The sequence below is a fragment of the Rhodohalobacter halophilus genome, from assembly GCF_001715195.1.
Classification (GTDB): Bacteria; Bacteroidota; Rhodothermia; order Balneolales; family Balneolaceae; genus Rhodohalobacter; species Rhodohalobacter halophilus.
Genome location: NZ_MDWE01000012.1, coordinates 16,166 through 34,024, shown reverse-complemented (window position 1 = coordinate 34,024; position 17,859 = coordinate 16,166). Strand labels below are relative to the sequence as shown.

Annotated in this window: 20 protein-coding genes, 1 tRNA gene and 1 riboswitch; of the genes, 16 read left to right on the top strand and 5 right to left on the bottom strand. The window is 44.4% G+C overall.

Going from position 1 to position 17,859, the window contains the following annotated elements; translation table 11 throughout:
• The first annotated feature begins 93 nt into the window (after window positions 1–93).
• From BG260_RS04445 to BG260_RS04390, 12 genes are all read left to right on the top strand, one after another.
• Window positions 94–558 carry a hypothetical protein gene (locus BG260_RS04445; protein ID WP_141691515.1) on the top strand — a complete coding sequence of 155 codons (465 nt, stop codon included), beginning with the start codon at window positions 94–96 and terminating at the stop codon, window positions 556–558.
• Window positions 559–653: 95 nt separating this feature from the next.
• Complete coding sequence (locus tag BG260_RS04440) at window positions 654–1,268, top strand: hypothetical protein (protein WP_069130740.1); 615 nt, start codon at window positions 654–656, stop codon at window positions 1,266–1,268.
• Window positions 1,269–1,346: 78 nt separating this feature from the next.
• Complete coding sequence (locus BG260_RS04435) at window positions 1,347–2,120, top strand: hypothetical protein (RefSeq protein ID WP_069130739.1); 774 nt, start codon at window positions 1,347–1,349, stop codon at window positions 2,118–2,120.
• A 1-nt stretch (window position 2,121) separates the two neighbouring features.
• Window positions 2,122–2,544 (top strand): hypothetical protein, encoded by a 423-nt coding sequence (locus tag BG260_RS04430; RefSeq protein WP_069130738.1) that lies wholly within the window; start codon window positions 2,122–2,124, stop codon window positions 2,542–2,544.
• Window position 2,545: 1 nt separating this feature from the next.
• On the top strand, window positions 2,546–3,112 hold the full coding sequence (locus BG260_RS04425) for a hypothetical protein (protein ID WP_069130737.1): 567 nt from the start codon (window positions 2,546–2,548) through the stop codon (window positions 3,110–3,112).
• Between the two features lie 2 nt (window positions 3,113–3,114).
• A complete protein-coding gene (locus BG260_RS04420) occupies window positions 3,115–4,509 on the top strand; it encodes a hypothetical protein (protein ID WP_069130736.1) in 1,395 nt (464 codons plus the stop codon).
• On the top strand, window positions 4,509–5,066 hold the full coding sequence (locus BG260_RS04415) for a transglycosylase SLT domain-containing protein (RefSeq protein ID WP_069130735.1): 558 nt from the start codon (window positions 4,509–4,511) through the stop codon (window positions 5,064–5,066). Before BG260_RS04420 ends, BG260_RS04415 begins: the two co-directional genes overlap by 1 nt.
• A 3-nt stretch (window positions 5,067–5,069) precedes the next feature.
• Complete coding sequence (locus BG260_RS04410) at window positions 5,070–5,570, top strand: hypothetical protein (protein WP_069130734.1); 501 nt, start codon at window positions 5,070–5,072, stop codon at window positions 5,568–5,570.
• A gap of 16 nt (window positions 5,571–5,586) precedes the next feature.
• Window positions 5,587–5,829, top strand: coding sequence for a hypothetical protein (locus BG260_RS04405; protein WP_069130733.1), 243 nt, complete (start codon window positions 5,587–5,589; stop codon window positions 5,827–5,829).
• Window positions 5,799–6,371: a hypothetical protein gene (locus BG260_RS04400; protein ID WP_245683894.1), complete on the top strand. Its 573-nt coding sequence runs from the start codon at window positions 5,799–5,801 to the stop codon at window positions 6,369–6,371. Before BG260_RS04405 ends, BG260_RS04400 begins: the two co-directional genes overlap by 31 nt.
• 49 nt (window positions 6,372–6,420) lie before the next feature.
• Window positions 6,421–6,684: a hypothetical protein gene (locus BG260_RS04395; RefSeq protein ID WP_141691514.1), complete on the top strand. Its 264-nt coding sequence runs from the start codon at window positions 6,421–6,423 to the stop codon at window positions 6,682–6,684.
• Complete coding sequence (locus BG260_RS04390; RefSeq protein WP_069130730.1) at window positions 6,681–6,950, top strand: hypothetical protein; 270 nt, start codon at window positions 6,681–6,683, stop codon at window positions 6,948–6,950. Before BG260_RS04395 ends, BG260_RS04390 begins: the two co-directional genes overlap by 4 nt.
• On the opposite strand, the gene BG260_RS04385 is transcribed toward BG260_RS04390, so the two are convergent.
• Window positions 6,947–7,153 carry a hypothetical protein gene (locus tag BG260_RS04385; RefSeq protein ID WP_069130729.1) on the bottom strand — a complete coding sequence of 69 codons (207 nt, stop codon included), beginning with the start codon at window positions 7,151–7,153 and terminating at the stop codon, window positions 6,947–6,949. The two genes, BG260_RS04390 and BG260_RS04385, sit on opposite strands and share 4 nt — an antisense overlap.
• Window positions 7,154–7,562: 409 nt before the next feature.
• Here BG260_RS04385 and BG260_RS04380 point away from each other — a divergent pair, with 409 nt between their 5' ends.
• Entirely contained in the window at window positions 7,563–9,260 is a 1,698-nt protein-coding gene (locus BG260_RS04380; RefSeq protein ID WP_176719431.1) for a TrkH family potassium uptake protein, read from the top strand.
• A 28-nt stretch (window positions 9,261–9,288) separates the two neighbouring features.
• Window positions 9,289–9,990, top strand: a complete 702-nt coding sequence (locus tag BG260_RS04375) for a potassium channel family protein (RefSeq protein ID WP_069130727.1) — start codon at window positions 9,289–9,291, stop codon at window positions 9,988–9,990.
• Window positions 9,991–10,030: 40 nt separating this feature from the next.
• Here the strand turns inward: BG260_RS04375 and BG260_RS04370 are convergent, their stop codons facing one another.
• The 4 genes from BG260_RS04370 to BG260_RS04350 form a co-directional block, all read right to left on the bottom strand.
• Window positions 10,031–11,209 (bottom strand): tyrosine-type recombinase/integrase, encoded by a 1,179-nt coding sequence (locus BG260_RS04370; protein ID WP_069130726.1) that lies wholly within the window; start codon window positions 11,207–11,209, stop codon window positions 10,031–10,033.
• A gap of 233 nt (window positions 11,210–11,442) precedes the next feature.
• Window positions 11,443–11,516: transfer RNA gene (locus tag BG260_RS04365), tRNA-Ile, on the bottom strand.
• Window positions 11,517–12,373: 857 nt separating this feature from the next.
• On the bottom strand, window positions 12,374–13,324 hold the full coding sequence (locus BG260_RS04355) for a tetratricopeptide repeat protein (RefSeq protein ID WP_083750094.1): 951 nt from the start codon (window positions 13,322–13,324) through the stop codon (window positions 12,374–12,376).
• An 8-nt stretch (window positions 13,325–13,332) separates the two neighbouring features.
• A complete protein-coding gene (locus BG260_RS04350; protein WP_069130724.1) occupies window positions 13,333–14,574 on the bottom strand; it encodes a M28 family peptidase in 1,242 nt (413 codons plus the stop codon).
• Between the two features lie 57 nt (window positions 14,575–14,631).
• Between BG260_RS04350 and BG260_RS14140 the strand changes: the two genes are divergently transcribed.
• On the top strand, window positions 14,632–14,799 hold the full coding sequence (locus BG260_RS14140; RefSeq protein ID WP_176719430.1) for a hypothetical protein: 168 nt from the start codon (window positions 14,632–14,634) through the stop codon (window positions 14,797–14,799).
• A 251-nt stretch (window positions 14,800–15,050) separates the two neighbouring features.
• A riboswitch (TPP riboswitch) is annotated at window positions 15,051–15,154 on the top strand.
• An 80-nt stretch (window positions 15,155–15,234) separates the two neighbouring features.
• On the top strand, window positions 15,235–17,706 hold the full coding sequence (locus tag BG260_RS04345; protein WP_069130723.1) for a TonB-dependent receptor: 2,472 nt from the start codon (window positions 15,235–15,237) through the stop codon (window positions 17,704–17,706).
• Window positions 17,707–17,859: the final 153 nt, after the last annotated feature.

The window sequence follows — 17,859 nt, the reverse complement described above, 5'->3', positions numbered from 1 at the left end:
ATAACCGAGAAGGTGCTTATGAAAGAGCGAGTATTCGCAAAAAATCCTTCCGAGCTACACATAATCGAAAACCCAAACCAAAGACGCAGTAACATGGCAAAAAAAAGCAAAATCACAACCGAGAAGGCTGTTTCCGAGTTTAAACAGCAGGCGATTACCGCCGGATACATTCTTGGTGGCCAAGCTGTAGCAGCTCAGGTGAATGCACTGGCCGTCCCCATACTGACAGGAAATTCATCTGCTACCATCCAGCAAGCAACACGAGCCGGAATTCCTTTAACCGCAGGCGTTCTCTTAACGCTTATGAGCAAGAATAACCACATCCGTGGTCTTGCAATGGGTATGGGAGTTCAGGGGGTAATGGAGATCATCAAATTCATTATGCCTGACTGGACACCATCACAAGGCTTGATGGATGGATCAGGATATATCACTGGTGGCCAACGCAGAGCAGATACCGGACACGTATATACTTCTCAGCCCCGGCTTCCCGAAACCACTCAGCATGTAGCTGACGTGGAGACATCATTCGAGGTGGAGAACACCATCGAAGTGTAACCATTTGTCTCATAGCTCTGACAGCACATAAGGGGGGTACTGGTAATACTCAACGGCTAAAAGCCAAAAAATAAACCCTTAATACATCACGAGTTATGAGCAATCGTATCAGTAAAAAAGCACTGGTTCCTGCAACTGCACGAATCAAAACCTACTATGACACAAAGCAAGTTGAACAGAACAATTCTGTTATCAACTTCTTTCCTGCCAATGCCACTCGGAAAGTTACCCGAGACAACTACGTAAACAATCCGTTTCCGGGATCGATGAAGCGCCGAATTCTTGGCCTTTCATTTGAGATCACCAAGCAGTTCATCGAGGATGATCCACAGCACGGAATCGATGCCCGTGCCATCGTCAACGGCCTGAAGGATGCTGCCATTCTGCTCCAGGCTGACAACGACAACAAAGAGTTTCTCCGTGCTCCAATCAGCGAGTTCTCCAACTTTGCCGGAACCGGTTTGCAACTGGTTTCCGCTACGGACAATACCGTGGATGCGGTGGCCGCTTACAAGCGAACAGCCACTTTGAAATCTGCCGGTGAATACCGATTGGCTGATCCTTTCGATCTGGCTGTAAACCAGACAGTATCTCTGGCTGTGCATTTTGACGATGCATCGGTTTTCCCATCAGCAGAGAACTGGACGCAATCCGGACAAGGCCAGCTTTGGCTTCGTGCCTCGCTGGTTGTAGCAGAAGTGGACGCTTAAACCAACCTCTCATTCACCGGTCACAACTAATCGTGGCCGGTGATTTTTTTTCAACCGTGGCTAACCAAGCAGATAGATATGAGAATCATAAAGAACTTTTTACCCCCTAAAGAATCCTCTCCCTACAACCCTTCTAAATCCCTGGAGCTTGCTGCCGGTAGCAAGGGTGAAATTATCATGAACGGGATGGGTGGAGAAAGCTTCGGTATTCGGAGAATTCTTCCATACAGCCAGGATATGAACAAGATCATGGTTTCGGCACGGCTCAACGAAGACCTGTATATGTTCAGGGACGTGCAACTTTCCGTGGTACACACCCTTTTCAAATCGATTGACGGACTTTTTGCTCCTTTCATTATTCAGAAGAACAACAACATCGTATTCGAGCTTGAAAACAAGGCAACATCCAAACAGACTGTAAATATCCAATTGATCGGGTACGATCAATACGCCATGAGTAAACTACGTTCTGCGTATGCTCAAATAGGCTCACCCGTTCCGGTACCCCGGTTTTTGTATGGACATGCATCGGTGCCTGCCGGTGGAATCAACGCTGATCTCGGAGTGAAAAGCAAAAGCGTAGATGTTGAAGTCCGGCGAATTGCCATGAGCAGTGACCGGCCGGATGTCACCTCTTCGATGAAGGTGTATAACACTACGGTTCGCAGTGAGCTGTATATCGATCAGATCAATGATGAGTTCGACGGCAAATATGCCAATGTTCCATTCATTGTCGGCTCAAACGTACCATTCGATGTGTACGCCACCAATGCAAATGGACAGAAAGCAGAAGTCAGCTTCTTGTGTGAATGCTATGTGGTTCAGGATGAACTGATGACCGAAGAGGCTTGATATGTGGAATCAGCTCATTCAAGCACTTTGTGAACTCTCTGCCAAACTGGATTCCCTGTTAAGCGAAATGCGTGGCAGTGGTTCCGGTTCTCTGGCTACCGTTTCCGGAAAACGAATTGGTACGTCCATTTCCCCGGTGATGCGTCAAGGCAATTCCCCGGTTCGCCTGGTGAACTCCAATCCGGGCCGACTGGGTGTGATTGTCCATAACAACAGCAATGGGGAGTTGATGATTGCACTTGACGGCCAGCGAATCACGGACAATCACTACACCTTCAAAATCCGGGCCGGAGAAACTCTCCATTTTGATTTGAGAACCTATGGAGAACTATACAAAGGTGCCTTCATGGGGCTATGGGATGATGCAAGCGGAGCTGAAGCAGACTCCAAGGCACTGGTAACTGAAATCTTCTGGGCGAATTAACATGAGTAAGATTTCAGGAAAACAATTTGGAGAACCCTTCAAAATGCGTGTTGTCAGCGGAATGTTATTGGATGGTTCTATCCAGGTAAGCTGGGCAACAGGTGAAAAAGCATCATCTCAAATGGATTGGGGAATATCTCCAGATGACTTGATGACCACACCCGAGTACAACTCTGAACCACAAAATATGGTACGCTATCATCGCTTGTGGTTTCCCACTACATACTTAGACACCCGTCATTACTTCCGGGTTCGATCAAGAACAATTTCAGACAGAGTTGGCGAATCACCGATTTATATGGTGATCGTTCCTCCCGGAATAACGATGCAGGTTGGTGGTAAACTTACTACAGAAGTTGAGCTTGAGTTAATACCCCTATCTGACATCGATTTCGTTTCTCAATCTTTACCAACCACCAGATCAGCTACCACTACGGAACCCATGAGTTCTGACTCACCAGCAAGCATTGAATCTGTAATTGATGCGCCAAAGACACTTGATAATGAATCGAGTCAGTCATCGAGTGGCAATAATCTTAAAACCTCTTATAGCATTACGATTACTTAATTATGAAAAAAATTATAACTGATTTAAACATTGGTCGGTCAAACTCTGGACTTGATATGTTCTGCGACCTTACCTTGAATGAGCAGCATTTATACAGAATGAAGTGTGAGAGCTTTGTCGCCAACCTGATGAAGTATATTCGTCTGTGTATGACCGGCCATAGAGAACCAAAGTATTGGAACACTCAATATGGCGAGAGAAACATCACAGCCATAAATGTCAAAGCAGACGGAGACGTAGATATCACAGTTGATAACTGGATTGATTACAATGGCGGAAATGTACAAATGCTATGTATTCAGGGGGTTCATGGCCTTGAGGGGCTAAACGGACAATTTTCGATTCATGAAGGGGAAACCCCTTACATCCATCAACGCATAAGCCGTTATAACTGGAGAATAAAAGGCATTGCACCCTCCGTAACTGGTGAATGGGATGGAGCTTCAGGTATTGGTATTGGTTCTTACCATAAAACTGAGTGGTGGGATTCATATCAGCGTATGCCATTGAGGTGGTTTCCTATCATTGGAACTGACGATAGACCAGTAAAAGCTTCTGATCTTTGTTTACCGGGATATTTCAAACGAGGGTGCAATCAGGGAAATGTTTCCTTATCGAGTGTTTTAACGGATCAAAAAAGCTCCAAATTCACTATATCAAGGCCATTTACAAACGAATCAGGAGTCGTTAAACAAATTGCAGAAATCGGGTTAAAATCTGCTTTGTATGGCAACGATATGCTCATGGCTCGTGATATATTGGGCTCGCCGGTTAACCTTGACCATGCCTCAACACTATCCCTTGACTATGAAATTCTATCAGAGATTGAAAATTTCAATCAGGATACTGACCTGAATGGTTCAAACGGAGGATGGACAGAACAGTTCATGCATGCTTTACACCGTTGTGCAAATCCTAATGCATCACATACGTATGGTGTTGAATGGAATCTGGCATGTGGTTTGGGTGGAGGTGGAACCGGAATATCACCCGGAACCTCAACGAATGTTCATTCATGGCAATTTGGTGTTCGTCTTGGTGAAGACAACAAATTCGTATCAATGACCGACACGAATCTGACCCCTGACGATAACAACAAACATGGAATATCTCATGGGTATGAAGATGGCGCGCTTGTCCATCATGGTATGCATATTGGTGATCTCGTAATCGATGATGTAGTAAATGAGGTTTATTTCCCAGTTGAGCGCATATTTGAAAATAGAGGTGCCAATCCAATAACTGTGCGAGAGATCGGTCTGTATGGCAACAGAACAAATTCAAATGCTTATTCACCACGGTTATTAGCTCGAAGAGCATTGGCTGAAGTAGATCAGTTCACTATCCAGCCAGGCGAATCTGTTAAGGTTGGATTCAACTGTAAAGCGGTTGTTTAATGCCTGGCACAATTCAAATTTCCTCCCAGCTCACCTATGTCCGCATTCGTGGATTGATCGGCTATTTTCATGAGGCTGCAATCAAACATAATGTTCCGATTGCGCTTCTACTGGCCATCGCTTCACGAGAGAGCAACATGGGTTTGAATCTGGATTCTAACTGGACTGGAGATCACGGCAATGGTATCGGCATCATGCAAATTGATCGCAGATACCACCCTGAGTTTACCAATCGGTTTGCAAACAATGATCATCGGGCAAATATCCATTATGGAGCCGAGTTTCTGTCTCAACTGATTCGCCAGTTTCATGGAGAGCTACAACCAGCGGTTGCTGCCTACAATGCCGGAGCATCAAGGGTTCGATCCGCAGTTTCTTCCGGCCTTTCTCCTGATATGGTTACAACCGGCAAAGACTATGGATCAGATGTATTGAGGAGAAAACAGATCATTGAATCGATGCTTGGTGTATCAAAAGCATCTTCATTTTCAGTAATGATACTTCCAATGGTACTGGCCGGTTTCATCTCCTATAAATTTTTAACTCACAAAACATAATCCATGAGCTCACAATCAAGCTATGTGCACAATGAACATCCGGCCGGTCTCGGACGAATCGCCATTCGGGAAACAGATCCAATGTTTTACGATGACAGGATGATTCTTCAACCCGTTGATTCTTATTCATCCGGTGGGTCAACAGTCAAAAGAACTATTGAGCCAACGGTGGTAAAAACTCTCACGGTAAGACAACCGGTCTTGCAACCCGAACCCATTAAAAAGCCTGTTCCTGTAATTACCACAATATCAAAGCCGGTGGTTCAACCCATCATTACCACGACTACTTCAAATCCCAAAACCGGAGGTAGTCACCCCATTGTTGATCCGAAACCGGATGCCGGTAGTGAACCTTCAGTTGCAACCACTCCCCGTAAACCATTTGTCAAAGTGGAAGGAGATCAACTTGTGATCAACGGAAATCATCGAATTGGCAAAAAGAAAGCAGCACTTGTTGGTGGTGGCCTGATCGGAGCTGCTGTACTACTAAAACTTGTCCTCTAACCTAAAATCATCCTACATGAGTAAATCAAAATACATCTACGATAATGGACTCGGCTGTGGTTGTGGCTGTTCAAAACCAACTCCCGGCCTTGGTGAATCACCAGTTGATAATCAGTCAAATAATGAAACCAAAAAGGATCTCATCAAAACTGCCAAAGACTACATCAATGAAGAGATTCCATTTAAGTATAAAGCCGGAGCATTGGCCATCGGTCTTGGATATTGCTGGTGGAAATCCAGACGCAGGAGGAGACGATGACTCGATCAGACTATCTCGCTTTAATTGATGCTTATGGTGGCCACTTTAAGATCAGTGAATTTGATATCCAGGACTCTATCGGAAGAATGGATACCGGATTCCTGCAATCATTCCTGGCATGGCGACAGTGGACAGGTATCCCAACTATGATTACGTCTGCATGGCGCAGAAATAACCAGAGATCGCACGGAAAAGGCAAAGCCATTGACTGTCTGCTATTTACTCAATGGCGTGTGCAACAGGCTTCTGCGATGAACCACTGGCTGCTTGCTACAACCTGGCCATTTCAGGGAGTGGGCTTGTATTTCGACTGGAGCTACAAATGCCCGACAACCAAAGCAGATATTCCGGCCATTGGCTTACATGTTGATGGATGGAGTGGATCTACTCCGAAACAGCGGCCATTACGCTGGCTTCGGATAAACGGTCTCTACTACTATCAATCTGTGGTGGATGGAACCTTCTTCTGCCAGACCAACAGAAAAACCATAACCTTTGATGAGGCGCTGAAACTTCATGCAACAACAGCCAGACCAGTCTAACCTGTCATATCACATTGAATCATACATCAGCAGGTACAAAGAGGTCATCATGACCACAATCATCTGTCTCTTTTTAACCGGGATCTATGACTCGATCAACAATCAAACCGCCGAAATCAAAAAGTGGTACGAGTTGATGATCAATATTCAGGCCGAACAGCGAATTCAAAGTATTGACCTGGAAACGCTGAAGAATTCAATGGAGAACCATCAAAACCATTCAACATTCCGGCTTGAAGATCATGAAGACAGAATACGAGCACTCGAAATTGAAATCACACCAAAACAATCCTTAAATCCATCATCACAATGATCAGACGACTTAAAAAAACTATTACCGCCGTTCCTGCAATCATCAAGCTACTCAGAGGCAAAACCCCGGAAGAGGGCAAGGATATAGCTAAAAGTGGTGTTACCAGTCTGGCCATTGCCGGATCAATCTCAGCCGGAAAGCTTCAAATCGGTGAAATTGACACAACTTTATTCCTTATCCTGGGAATACTTGAGGCAGCAGGTTATCTGTATGGATGTTTTGCTGTATCGGTTGGAGTTACTCAATCTGAGAATATCACTTCTTAATAAAAGATGGGAATAGGAGGTTTAACACCTACCTTTTCCCGTTTCTTTCTTGCCATGTCATACAGTAGCATATCGATTTCTAAATGCGTCATCCATTCCTCTGATTCAATAATCTCTTCTAAAAGCCTCAATGACTCGTCCAAGCTAAGGTGGCCGCGGACAAAATTATGTATATCTCTGGTTAGTCTGATCTCTTCAGTCATAATTACTCCTTTCTCTTGGTTAAGGTTCTATTAGTATGAACCCTGAAAAGAGAAATCCTTACACGATTTGTGTAGATAAGCTCAAAGTAAGTACGAGTTCCTATGTAACTCTCAATTTGTTAAAAATAATAAAGTCGAGTATTCTAAAAACATAGTAAATGCTTTCACTATCGAAACATATATTCCAAATAATTGGTTATCATCCTATCTAAATTTGAACTAATCATAGATCATCTAACCCTAAATGTGGCATTATCTACCTTATCGATGGAGGCGAAGAATTGCCGAGTGGATTATTCACTTCAAATCATTTCACGAAAGTTTTTCCTTTAAATTTCGATTTCTGCAAGATGATCTTTATGAATTTAATCGGAAAGCAACTCCATGGCTGCACGCTTTCTCGATTATATTGAGTATCGCTGTTTTTGTATCACTTCTTGCTCCACTGTTCTATACTGAAGAATATGAGTCATTACATCTTGTCCGCTTTATAGATCAAGTATTGCTAATTGCCTTTGGAGTTTACTTTTATGTGCGATTAGTGATCACAACTAAAAGAGTTCAGTTTTTAAAATCACGCTGGCCTGAGGGAATTGCTGCAACTCTTGCGCTGATTTTTGGTATTGAATTAATGGTAGTAGAAGATGTATACATTCTTCAACTGTTAAATCAAATCGGCCTCACGGGAGCAGAACAAACTCTTCTGATTATTATTCAAATTTATCTTGTTTTTTTAGTAGCTGTTAAAACTATTCAGGTGATCCCTGATATTCTCGCTAAAAACATCAATCCGGCACGATTAGTATTACTTAGTTTCTTTTCCGTGATCATGGTCGGTATGTTATTATTAATGCTTCCAGCTTCAACCACAGACGGCATGGGACTGGACTTCATAGATGCCCTATTTATGGCAACCAGTGCCGTTTGTGTTACAGGATTAATTGTTGTGGATACAGCAACTCATTTAACGATGTTTGGTCAGGGAGTAATCCTGGTATTGATTCAATTAGGTGGAATCGGGGTAGTTACATTTGCCACCTTTCTTGCCATGTACCTTTCCGGTGGATTCAGCCTTTCAGAACGCAATGTATTGAAGGAAACCATTTCAGGTGAAGAAGTGAATACGATTTCCAAAACTATGAAACGGATTGTCATTTTAACGTTTACAGTGGAGTTTGTCGGGTTTATTGCGTTCTACTTCAGTTGGGCAAGTGCTATTCCTGATACAGGTGAGCGCTTATGGTTTTCACTTTTTCATACAGTTTCTGCTTTCTGTAATGCCGGGTTCTCGGTATTTACCAATAGCCTTGCTGATCCAATGAACGCCACATTTCTACCAATAAATATTACGACAATGGTATTGGTAATTATTGGTGGCCTTGGTTTTACTACAGTCTGGGAATCGATCAATCGAATTACGGGAAATAGTAAACGAAAACAGTTTTCCATTCACAGTATTATTGTTTTTCGAATGACAGCTTTCCTAATTGTTACAGGCGCTCTGCTTGTACTGCTAATTGAATGGAATGGAGTCCTTGCTGATTATACATTTGGAGATAAATTACTTTTATCAACGTTTCAGAGCGTAACTTCACGTACAGCAGGATTCAATACACTTGATACCGGTGCGTTAAGTGCCGGTGCCACGATGATTGTTGTTATGTTGATGGTAATTGGGGCCTCTCCATCATCCACAGCCGGTGGATTAAAAACAACGACCATCTATGTGCTCTACAAATCGGTGGTAGCAAATGTCATCGGTAGTGACCGAGTAGAAGTTACCAATCGAACCGTGCCCAACGCGGTCGTTCTCAGGGCCATTACAGCTGTTTTTCTTGCCATCGTGGTTATGATCATAGGTCTGATTCTATTGACTATCTTCGAAGAATTCACATTTATTGATATTTTATTTGAGCAGGTGTCTGCATTTATGACTGTAGGATTATCACGAGGCATCACAGGTGATCTAAGTGATCCGGGTAAACTGGTTATTATTTGTTCGATGTTTGCAGGTCGCGTTGGAATGCTTACAGTAGCCGTAGCCTTTGCTCATAAAATAACAAGCCGAAATTATAAATATCCTGAAGAATCAGTAATGGTTGCATGATTTTATCTAACTACTAATCATTCTAATTATGGCTAAAGAATACTCACCACAAATTGCTGTCATCGGACTTGGTGCATTTGGTATGGCTCTTGTAAAAACACTTTCCAAAGAAGGAGCTGATGTCATCGCGGTTGACAATAACATGGATCACCTTGATGAAGTAAAAAATATTACCTCTAATGCCATCTGTTTTGACTCAACAGATCCGGTTCAATTAAGATCACATGGAATTACTGAAGTTGATATTGCGGTCATTGCTATCGGCGAAAGTTTTGAACCAGTTGTATTAATATCGATGGAATTAATCAAAGCCGGAGTAAAGCAAGTGTATGCCAGAGCAAATTCAGAAACACAAGAACAAATTTTAATGAAAGTAGGTGTTACTGAAATTATTCATCCCGAACGACAAGTAGCGGAGAGAATGGGAGTAACTCTTCATAGAAAAGGTATTGAAGATCTATTGGAAATAGGGGATGGGTTATCCATTTTTGAAATTGATGCTCCAGAATCGATGATTAATCATACCCTGAACGAACTCAGTCTTCGCAAAAGGTATGGCGTGAATATCTTAACAATTAAACGATTGACTTCAGAAGATTCAGATAGAAGTAAAAAAAATACATATCACTCAATAGGAATTCCCGAAGGCTCGACAAAAGTCAAAAAAGGAGACAAATTCGTAATCCTTGGAAACAAAAAAGATTGCGATAAAATGTTGGAATTGAATTAAAATAGGCGATTTATTCTTAACTCAAGGCTTAGGGATTCAATCAAATTAATCCATCCATCTTCTCCTTCAGCCTTTTCGCAGTCAAATGAGTGTACTTCTCCGTCACCTTTTGACTTGAATGACCAGCCATATAACTTGCCTCAGCCGTATGAAATCCTTTCTCAATCCAGGTCGTAACAGCCTGGTGCCTCATGCCATGTAAGCTGCGGGTAGTGGGAATCCCGGCTACCTTTGCGTAGCGTTTAAATTCACGATAAACACGATCCCCTCGAACCGGCAGTCCATCAGAGGTGCCACCTTTATAAACAAATACAAAGTCTTTTTGCTTTACTGTACCCCGTTGTTTGAGATAATCTTCAAGATGTACTCGCAGTTCTTTGATAATCGGTATCTGACGCTCTTTCCGGCCTTTTGTTGGGGGAAGGTAGATGTAAGTCAGTTCACCGTCCTCATAGATCAAATTTTCGCCTTTCAACCCGGAATATTTTAATTCAGGTGAGTAACCGGCTTCGTGCTTTCGTAATCCACCATAGAAATAGAGAGCCACAATAGGTTTGAACCAGTGCTGCACTCTTTCAGGATCAAATTCCGGCAGGGTTTTCTTTCTTTTCAATTCTGAATCGAATGTTTTGAAGAGTGTTTTAAGTTCATCCTCTGAAATCATTTTAGGCCGTGTATTTTCTCGAATACGTGGAAGATCTTCTTTCAGGGAGTCAAAGATATCTGCTTCAACTACTTTTTTCTTTTTCAGAAATTTCCACCACGAACGGAAATGTCGAAAGTAATAGTGCCGGGTAGCTGCTGTTATACCACGTTTGAAGATTACATTCTCGAAGTGATGTGGCCGGATACTTTTAGGACTTGCCTTATCCAGTCCGTTCAATTCTACGAAGTGATCGAGTGCTCGCTTATATGCATCGACAGTTGCCGGTGATAAATGTTGTTTAGCAGAATAGAATAGATTCAGTGCATCCGTAACAGTTGCGCATTGAACCGTCTTATCAGGCTTGTCATCTGCCAGTGCTCGTTTGGGATTAAAGCCGGATGAGAATGGATCGATCTTTCCGAGCGATTCCAGCTTCTCCAGCTCTGTCACCATTTTTTGAGCTACATCTTTATGACGGGTTCCCAGAGCTTTTCGAACTGCTCTGATTTTGCCATTCTGAGATGTATTCCATTTTACGTAATAGTACTTGCCCCGTTTTGTGAGAAATGCCATAGTTCCACTCCAAAGTATTTGAGAGTTCTCGTTTAGAGTGACTCCCAAAACCCTCAAAAATTGGACACCAAAATGGACACCAATTTGGACACCAAGACTGGGAATTGAGCTGTGCGAAGCAATCACTTTTGATCACTTCTGCTCGCTTACCAATGTTAGTTTTTGAGGTTTTTTTTGCTTTAGAGAGGAATAGAGAGGGGTTTTTAGCCCCTCTCATTCTGTTTGGCAGGATGTGGGCCCGGCAAGACTTGAACTTGCGACCAATCGATTATGAGTCGACTGCTCTGACCAACTGAGCTATGGGTCCTTTGATACATACAGCATCTTGAAGGGCGGTAAAATTACAAGGTTTAATATCCATATACAATAGGTTTTTCGAGGCTTCAGCGGATTTATACTACCCCCTCGAATATGAAAGCCTCTTGATACATGATTGGAGAATATCGATTCAAATTTTGCGAACCGATAAATCTAGCTGTATCCCTTTTCAAATCGAATATCACGTATCTGCGGCCAATCGTTTGTCTATGAAGGCCGCAGGCTGCAAACGATCATAAGAACAAGCTGACCTCACTTATGTATGATCCGTATACGACTCTTTCCAAATCGATAACCATTCGATTATCAGTTCTTCCGAACCCCTACCCGAATCGGACAATCGCCCCCCTTAATTAAGGTAATAAACTGAATATCATATACTTATATCTTTTTAATCAAATTTTCCTTCTATGAACTATTCAGTTATATTCAATTGGGGTTAAGGATTCTGATTGAGCTTTCCGGCGTTGACATCAGTGTCCTTGCAGAGGCCGGTGGCGACGCTATCGGCCTTTTTTTATTTTTTGTTGCGGTGTTTTACCGGGGCTTTCAGGTTATTGATCTCCTTCTTGAAATCTCTTGTCTTGCTATTTTTCTGGTCAACACATATATATCCACAAGGGAAACTCAGAAGTTCTAAGATATATTGAGTTCACTCTTATTTATTCAATGGAAAACCAAGACGCAGTCATTTTGTTACACCCCTCCCCGAAAAATCGAGCACTCCCCTCAAGGGGAGAAATATCAAACCCACTCATGGGTTTAACATGCCAGCGCGAGATTTATCCGCGCGGCTCCTGGCAAGACGCTGTCAGATCCGGTTGGTGCTTACAGGTCATGTCTTACTCAGTTTACAATCCTTGCTATCTCCGCCTCAGCCGCAATATATCCAAAAGCCGCCCATTCATCGGTATCGAGAATTCGGTCCCAGATCTCAATTGCACGTTCTTCTCTCCCATTCATATAGTGCCAGTTGCCAATGCCGTACCACAATGTGGCATTCTGCAGGGCATCATCCGATACCTCCATCATCCTGTCCGGGCTGAACAATCCTTTAAATACCATAATCAGATTCAGATAGACATCATTTTCGATTAAATTCATATCCGCCGTAATATCTTCTATCGACGCACCGGCCCGCTCATCCTGACCACTCCGCTTCAAAGCTGAGTAGTACCAATAGAGCATTGCCACACGCATATCGTCTGTCAGATCCAGCTCTTTCAGTGATTTTTCATACGTTTCAATCGCCCGATGATATTCACCTTTCAGGTAAAGTGTCAGCCCCTTATGATACCAAACATTGGATTTGAGTGTGCTCACAGGCTGATTCAGCTCATTGGGCAGTCCATCCGGTTCAATCATATCGGGTACTCCCCGCTTCAGCTCTTCAGCCCGCTCAAAATCGCGGATTGCCCGGTCGAAGTGGCGCAGCGTGATGTAGCGGTGACCCCGATGACGATACATTCGAGGATCCTCGGGGTTCTTAAAAGTGCCCTCGGTAAAGATCTTAATCGCCTCACGATACTCTCCCAGATATGCAGCTCTTCTGCCCAGCCAAATGATATTTTCCGCATTTTCCGGATCAATCCGGTAATTCGAGATTGCCTCCAGAAATTTTTCATTATGACTTTCAAACACCTCCTGAGACAGTTTCGGCGTTGTGAGTGTATCTCCCAATAGAGATATGGTTTGAACACCCGACGGTAAGGGGGGTAAATCCACGCGATTTTCGCCGCATGAAATGAGCCCGAAAATGAAAGTGAAGATGAATATAAGTGGAAGAAAGTTTTTCATGGTTCGGTTTACTTAAATGTGAGTGGCAGTTCTACAATTTCTCCCGATCTTCGAACTTTCACAACAATTTCTTCACCTTGTGAAAATTCTCCGAGAGCTTGCATATAGGTGTAGATATCTGAAATTTCAATCTCACCCATTTGAATAATGATATCATCTGCTCTGAGGCCGGCAATCTCTGCAGGTCCGCCATCCCGCACCCCATCTATTCGAAACCCATCTCCCGAATAGCTGTAATCGGGCAAAACGCCCATCGTCACACTATCACCACTCATCACATTTGACTGTTGAGGTGCAGTTGGAGTGAATTCCATTTCACCGGCAGAGACTTTGTCAAGATTCTGCATCAACTCGTGAGCATGGTCTGTGATCCGTATAATTCCTTCTGTATTGATTTTATCAGATGTGTCAGACTCCCGGTGGTAATCGTCGTGGGTACCGGTAAAATAGTGAAGTACCGGAATTCCGATATCGTGAAATGGTGCGTGATCGCTTGCCCCCGTCCCGCTTGGATTTCGGCGAATTTCCAATCCGTTTGAACTTGTTTGATTCAAGATCTCCTCCCATTCCGGGGAGGTTCCGGTTCCAAAAATTGTCAGCTCATCATTTGTCAATCGCCCAATCATATCAAAGTTAATCATGGCCGCTACGGAGTCTCGGTTTATAAAAAAGTTATCGGTAAAATATCGTGAACCAAGCAGCCCCAGCTCTTCACCGGAAAAGGCAATCAGCATCACCGATTTATTAAAGGAGCGTTCTGAGAGTTTATCTGCAATATAGAGCAACCCCGCAACACCGGAGGCATTATCATCAGCCGAGTTATGAAGTGTATCAGCCGTTTCGTGGTTTAGAGATATGGTTCCCCCGTGACCCTGTCCATCATAATGAGCCCCAACGATGATCCACTGCCCCGGCTGCTCATTTCCCTCAATTTTTCCAATGACATTTCGTGAAATATAATTTTCCACTCCCATCGATTGTGCCATAGGGCCTTGGAGGGTGAACTGCTGAAAGTAAGTATCACTGTCGCCAAATGGATCGACCCCGATCTGCTGAAAACGATCGGCGATATAGTTAGCGGCAATAGCTTCCTGTTCTGATCCGGCCAGCCGACCCGCCATCTCATCGGAAGACAGCCACTCCACATCTTCCCTGACTCTCTCCTCAACAGTTAACTCCCGTTCGGATGTGCTGCATGAAATGAAGGTTAAGCCAATTGTAAGAAGAAGCAGATAAAATTTATTCATCATGTTTATTTCATTGAGTGTTCCAAAGAACTGCCAACACCAACGGCTCTGACATCTTTGATGGAAACAATATATAAAAGTACGGAATATATCCCGGCGGCCTACAGTGAAAAGGCCCTTCGTGAAACTTCGGAACTCTCTACCTTCGTGGCCTGCTCATTTTATCCTGCCGCCAAGTCGTCAGGACTCAAAGGAGCACAAAGTTTTATCCGCGAAACTCTGCGATAAATTATAACTCGAGATTTCAATTATTCAGACGCTTTCAGAACCTTCGGGTGCAGAAAGGTTTTTCACCGACAAATCGGGTACTCCCATCAAGGGGAGAAATATCAAACCCATTCGTAGGTTTAAGATTTGAGCACGGGATTTATCCCTGCGAACAGACCTGTCAGATCCGGTTGGTGCTGACAGGTCTTGAAATTCGTGTTTCGTCTTGAGTCTGAATCTAAACACCCGTATCATTCAACCACATACTTAACCAATAAGGTTGGGGGTGTCCCGGTAGTCACTCATCGGGACTGAGATCATACCCTGTGAACCTGAACCGGGTTATACCGGCGTAGGGAAACCGATCTGCAGTGCAGGCCATCACAAACAAATTCAGCTGATGATTGCCGCGCACTGTCCTCCTCCTTCAATCGCATTTAAAATGATGGAGGCATCATGTCTTTTTACCTGAAACTATTTTCATTACTCATCCCGATCCTCTTCGGGACTTCCCTTCAAGCCATTTCTCAAACCATAGACGGACGAGTTACCGACAGTAACACCGGTGAACCGCTTGCAGGAGCATCCATTCTTGAAGTGGGTACCACCAACGGTACATCCACAAACGCTGACGGTGAATTCAGCCTGAGGCTGCGGGAGTCGGACTACGAAATCCAAGTCAGTTTTATCGGATATCGAACCAAAACAGTTTCATTTACTGAAACAGACTCCTTTCTCGAAATTGAGCTCATATCCCAGCCGGTAACAGCAGGTGAGGTTTTTGTAAGCGCGCTGCGCGTGGACGACTCCACACCGGTAGCCTACAGCAATATCTCGCGCGAGGAGATCGACCTTCGCAACACCGGACAGGATATACCCATGCTGGTTTCAACGTCACCTTCCGTGGTTTCGGCCTCCGATGCCGGAGCAGGAATCGGATACACCAACATGCGAATCCGTGGTGTGGATCAAGCCCGAATTAACGTAACCGTAAATGGCATACCGCTGAACGACTCAGAGTCTCACGGTGTATTTTGGGTCAACATGCCCGATTTTGCCTCCTCCACTCAGAACATTCAGATTCAGCGTGGAGTTGGAACCTCAACACATGGAGCTTCAGCATTCGGAGCGACCATGAATCTTCAGTCCGCCCTGATGCGGCCCGATGCCTACGGGGATGTGGATCTCGGTGTTGGCGCTTACGGCACTCAAAAAGCGACGGTTCAGCTTGGATCCGGCCTGATGGATAACGGCTGGCAGATTGAAGGACGTCTCTCTAAAATTGAGTCGGATGGATATATCGACCGAGCGGAATCTGACCTTCGCTCATTCTATCTCTCTGCTTCCCGACACGGTGACCGAAGTCTGCTGAAAGCAGATGTTTTCTCGGGCCAGGAGCGAACCTACCAGGCGTGGAACGGAGTACCGGAACCGATTCTTGAGAACAATCCGAATCAGCTCGAGAACTACATTACCGATCTCTGGATTGGTCCTGAAGAGGCCGATCGCCTCAGAGATAATCTCGGAAACCGTCGATTCAATGAGTTTACCTATCAAGATCAGGTGGACAACTACCAGCAGGATCACTACCAGCTGCACTACTCCTACAGACTAACCGACAACTGGACCGCCAACACCTCTCTGCACTACACGTACGGCCGCGGCTATTTTGAGCAGTTCCGCGATAACGACCGCTTGAGCACCTACAATATCGACCCAATCGAGATTGGCGGTGAGACCATTGAGCGCAGCGATCTGGTTCGTCGGCGATGGCTGGACAACGACTTCTACGGTGTGATTGCTTCCAGTGAATATCGCCTGGAAGATGAATGGAACCTGATTGTGGGCGGTGCATACAATGAGTACGACGGAGACCACTTTGGTGAGGTGATCTGGGCAGAGTTTGCTGGCGATAGTCAGCCCGGCGACCGTTACTACGACAACAACGGGTTTAAAACCGACTTCAACGTTTACGGAAAACTGAACTACTACTTCAGCTCCTCGTTTAACACCTACCTGGATCTGCAGTATCGCGCGGTGACTTATCGTTTTCTTGGACTTCGGATTGACGGAAACACCGGCGAGGTGAACGATGTAACCCAGCGCGACCGCATCAACTTCTTCAACCCGAAAGCCGGTGTGGTTTACCGTTTTGCGGATGGTCAGCGTGCGTTTGCATCACTCAGCGTAGGCGGAAAAGAGCCGACGCGACGAGATTACGTGGAATCAACAGAAGAGAGCCGCCCCGACCCTGAGCGTCTCTACGACTATGAATTGGGATATCACGGCGATTTTGGCCGGTACAGCCTGGGCGTAAATCTCTACTACATGCTCTACAAAGATCAACTGATTACAACCGGTGAGGTGAATGATGTTGGGAATACCGTCCGTGAGAATGTACCGGACAGCTACCGGGCCGGGATTGAACTTCAGCTTGGCGCACGTATTTCAAACAGTTTTGAGTGGAATGGAAATCTCACATTCAGCAGAAATAAGGTAAATGAATATGAATACTTCTTGGATGATTTTGATCAGGGCGGACAGGAGCGTTTCCTACTTGAAGATGTGGACATCGCCATGTCGCCTTCAACCATTGCCAACTCCATTCTCACTTATCAATCCGGCGGATTCAGAACCGAGTGGGTATCCAAATATGTATCGCGCCAGTATTTAGACAACACACAGACTGAAAGCCGGTCTATCGACCCGTACTGGATCAATGACCTGGTGGTTCGATACAGCTGGGATACGGCACCGTTTGTCAGAAACCTGACGGCTTCACTTACCGTAAACAACATCCTGAATGAGAAGTATGTAGCCAACGGATACACCTTCGGATGGATTTCCGGCGGCGAACAGCGTCACTTCAACTACTATTACCCGCAGGCTGAACGCCATGTGATGTTCAATATGAAGATTGGGTTTTAATTATTGGGTATAAAAAAGACCAGTCAGGTTTTGAAAACCTGACTGGTCTATACTTTTTAAAAAGCCATAAATGTCCGGCCCATATATTAAGCCCCGAAATTGCACTAATTTTACTCTGCGATACTCCGCGTATTCATCCGTGAACATCTGCGA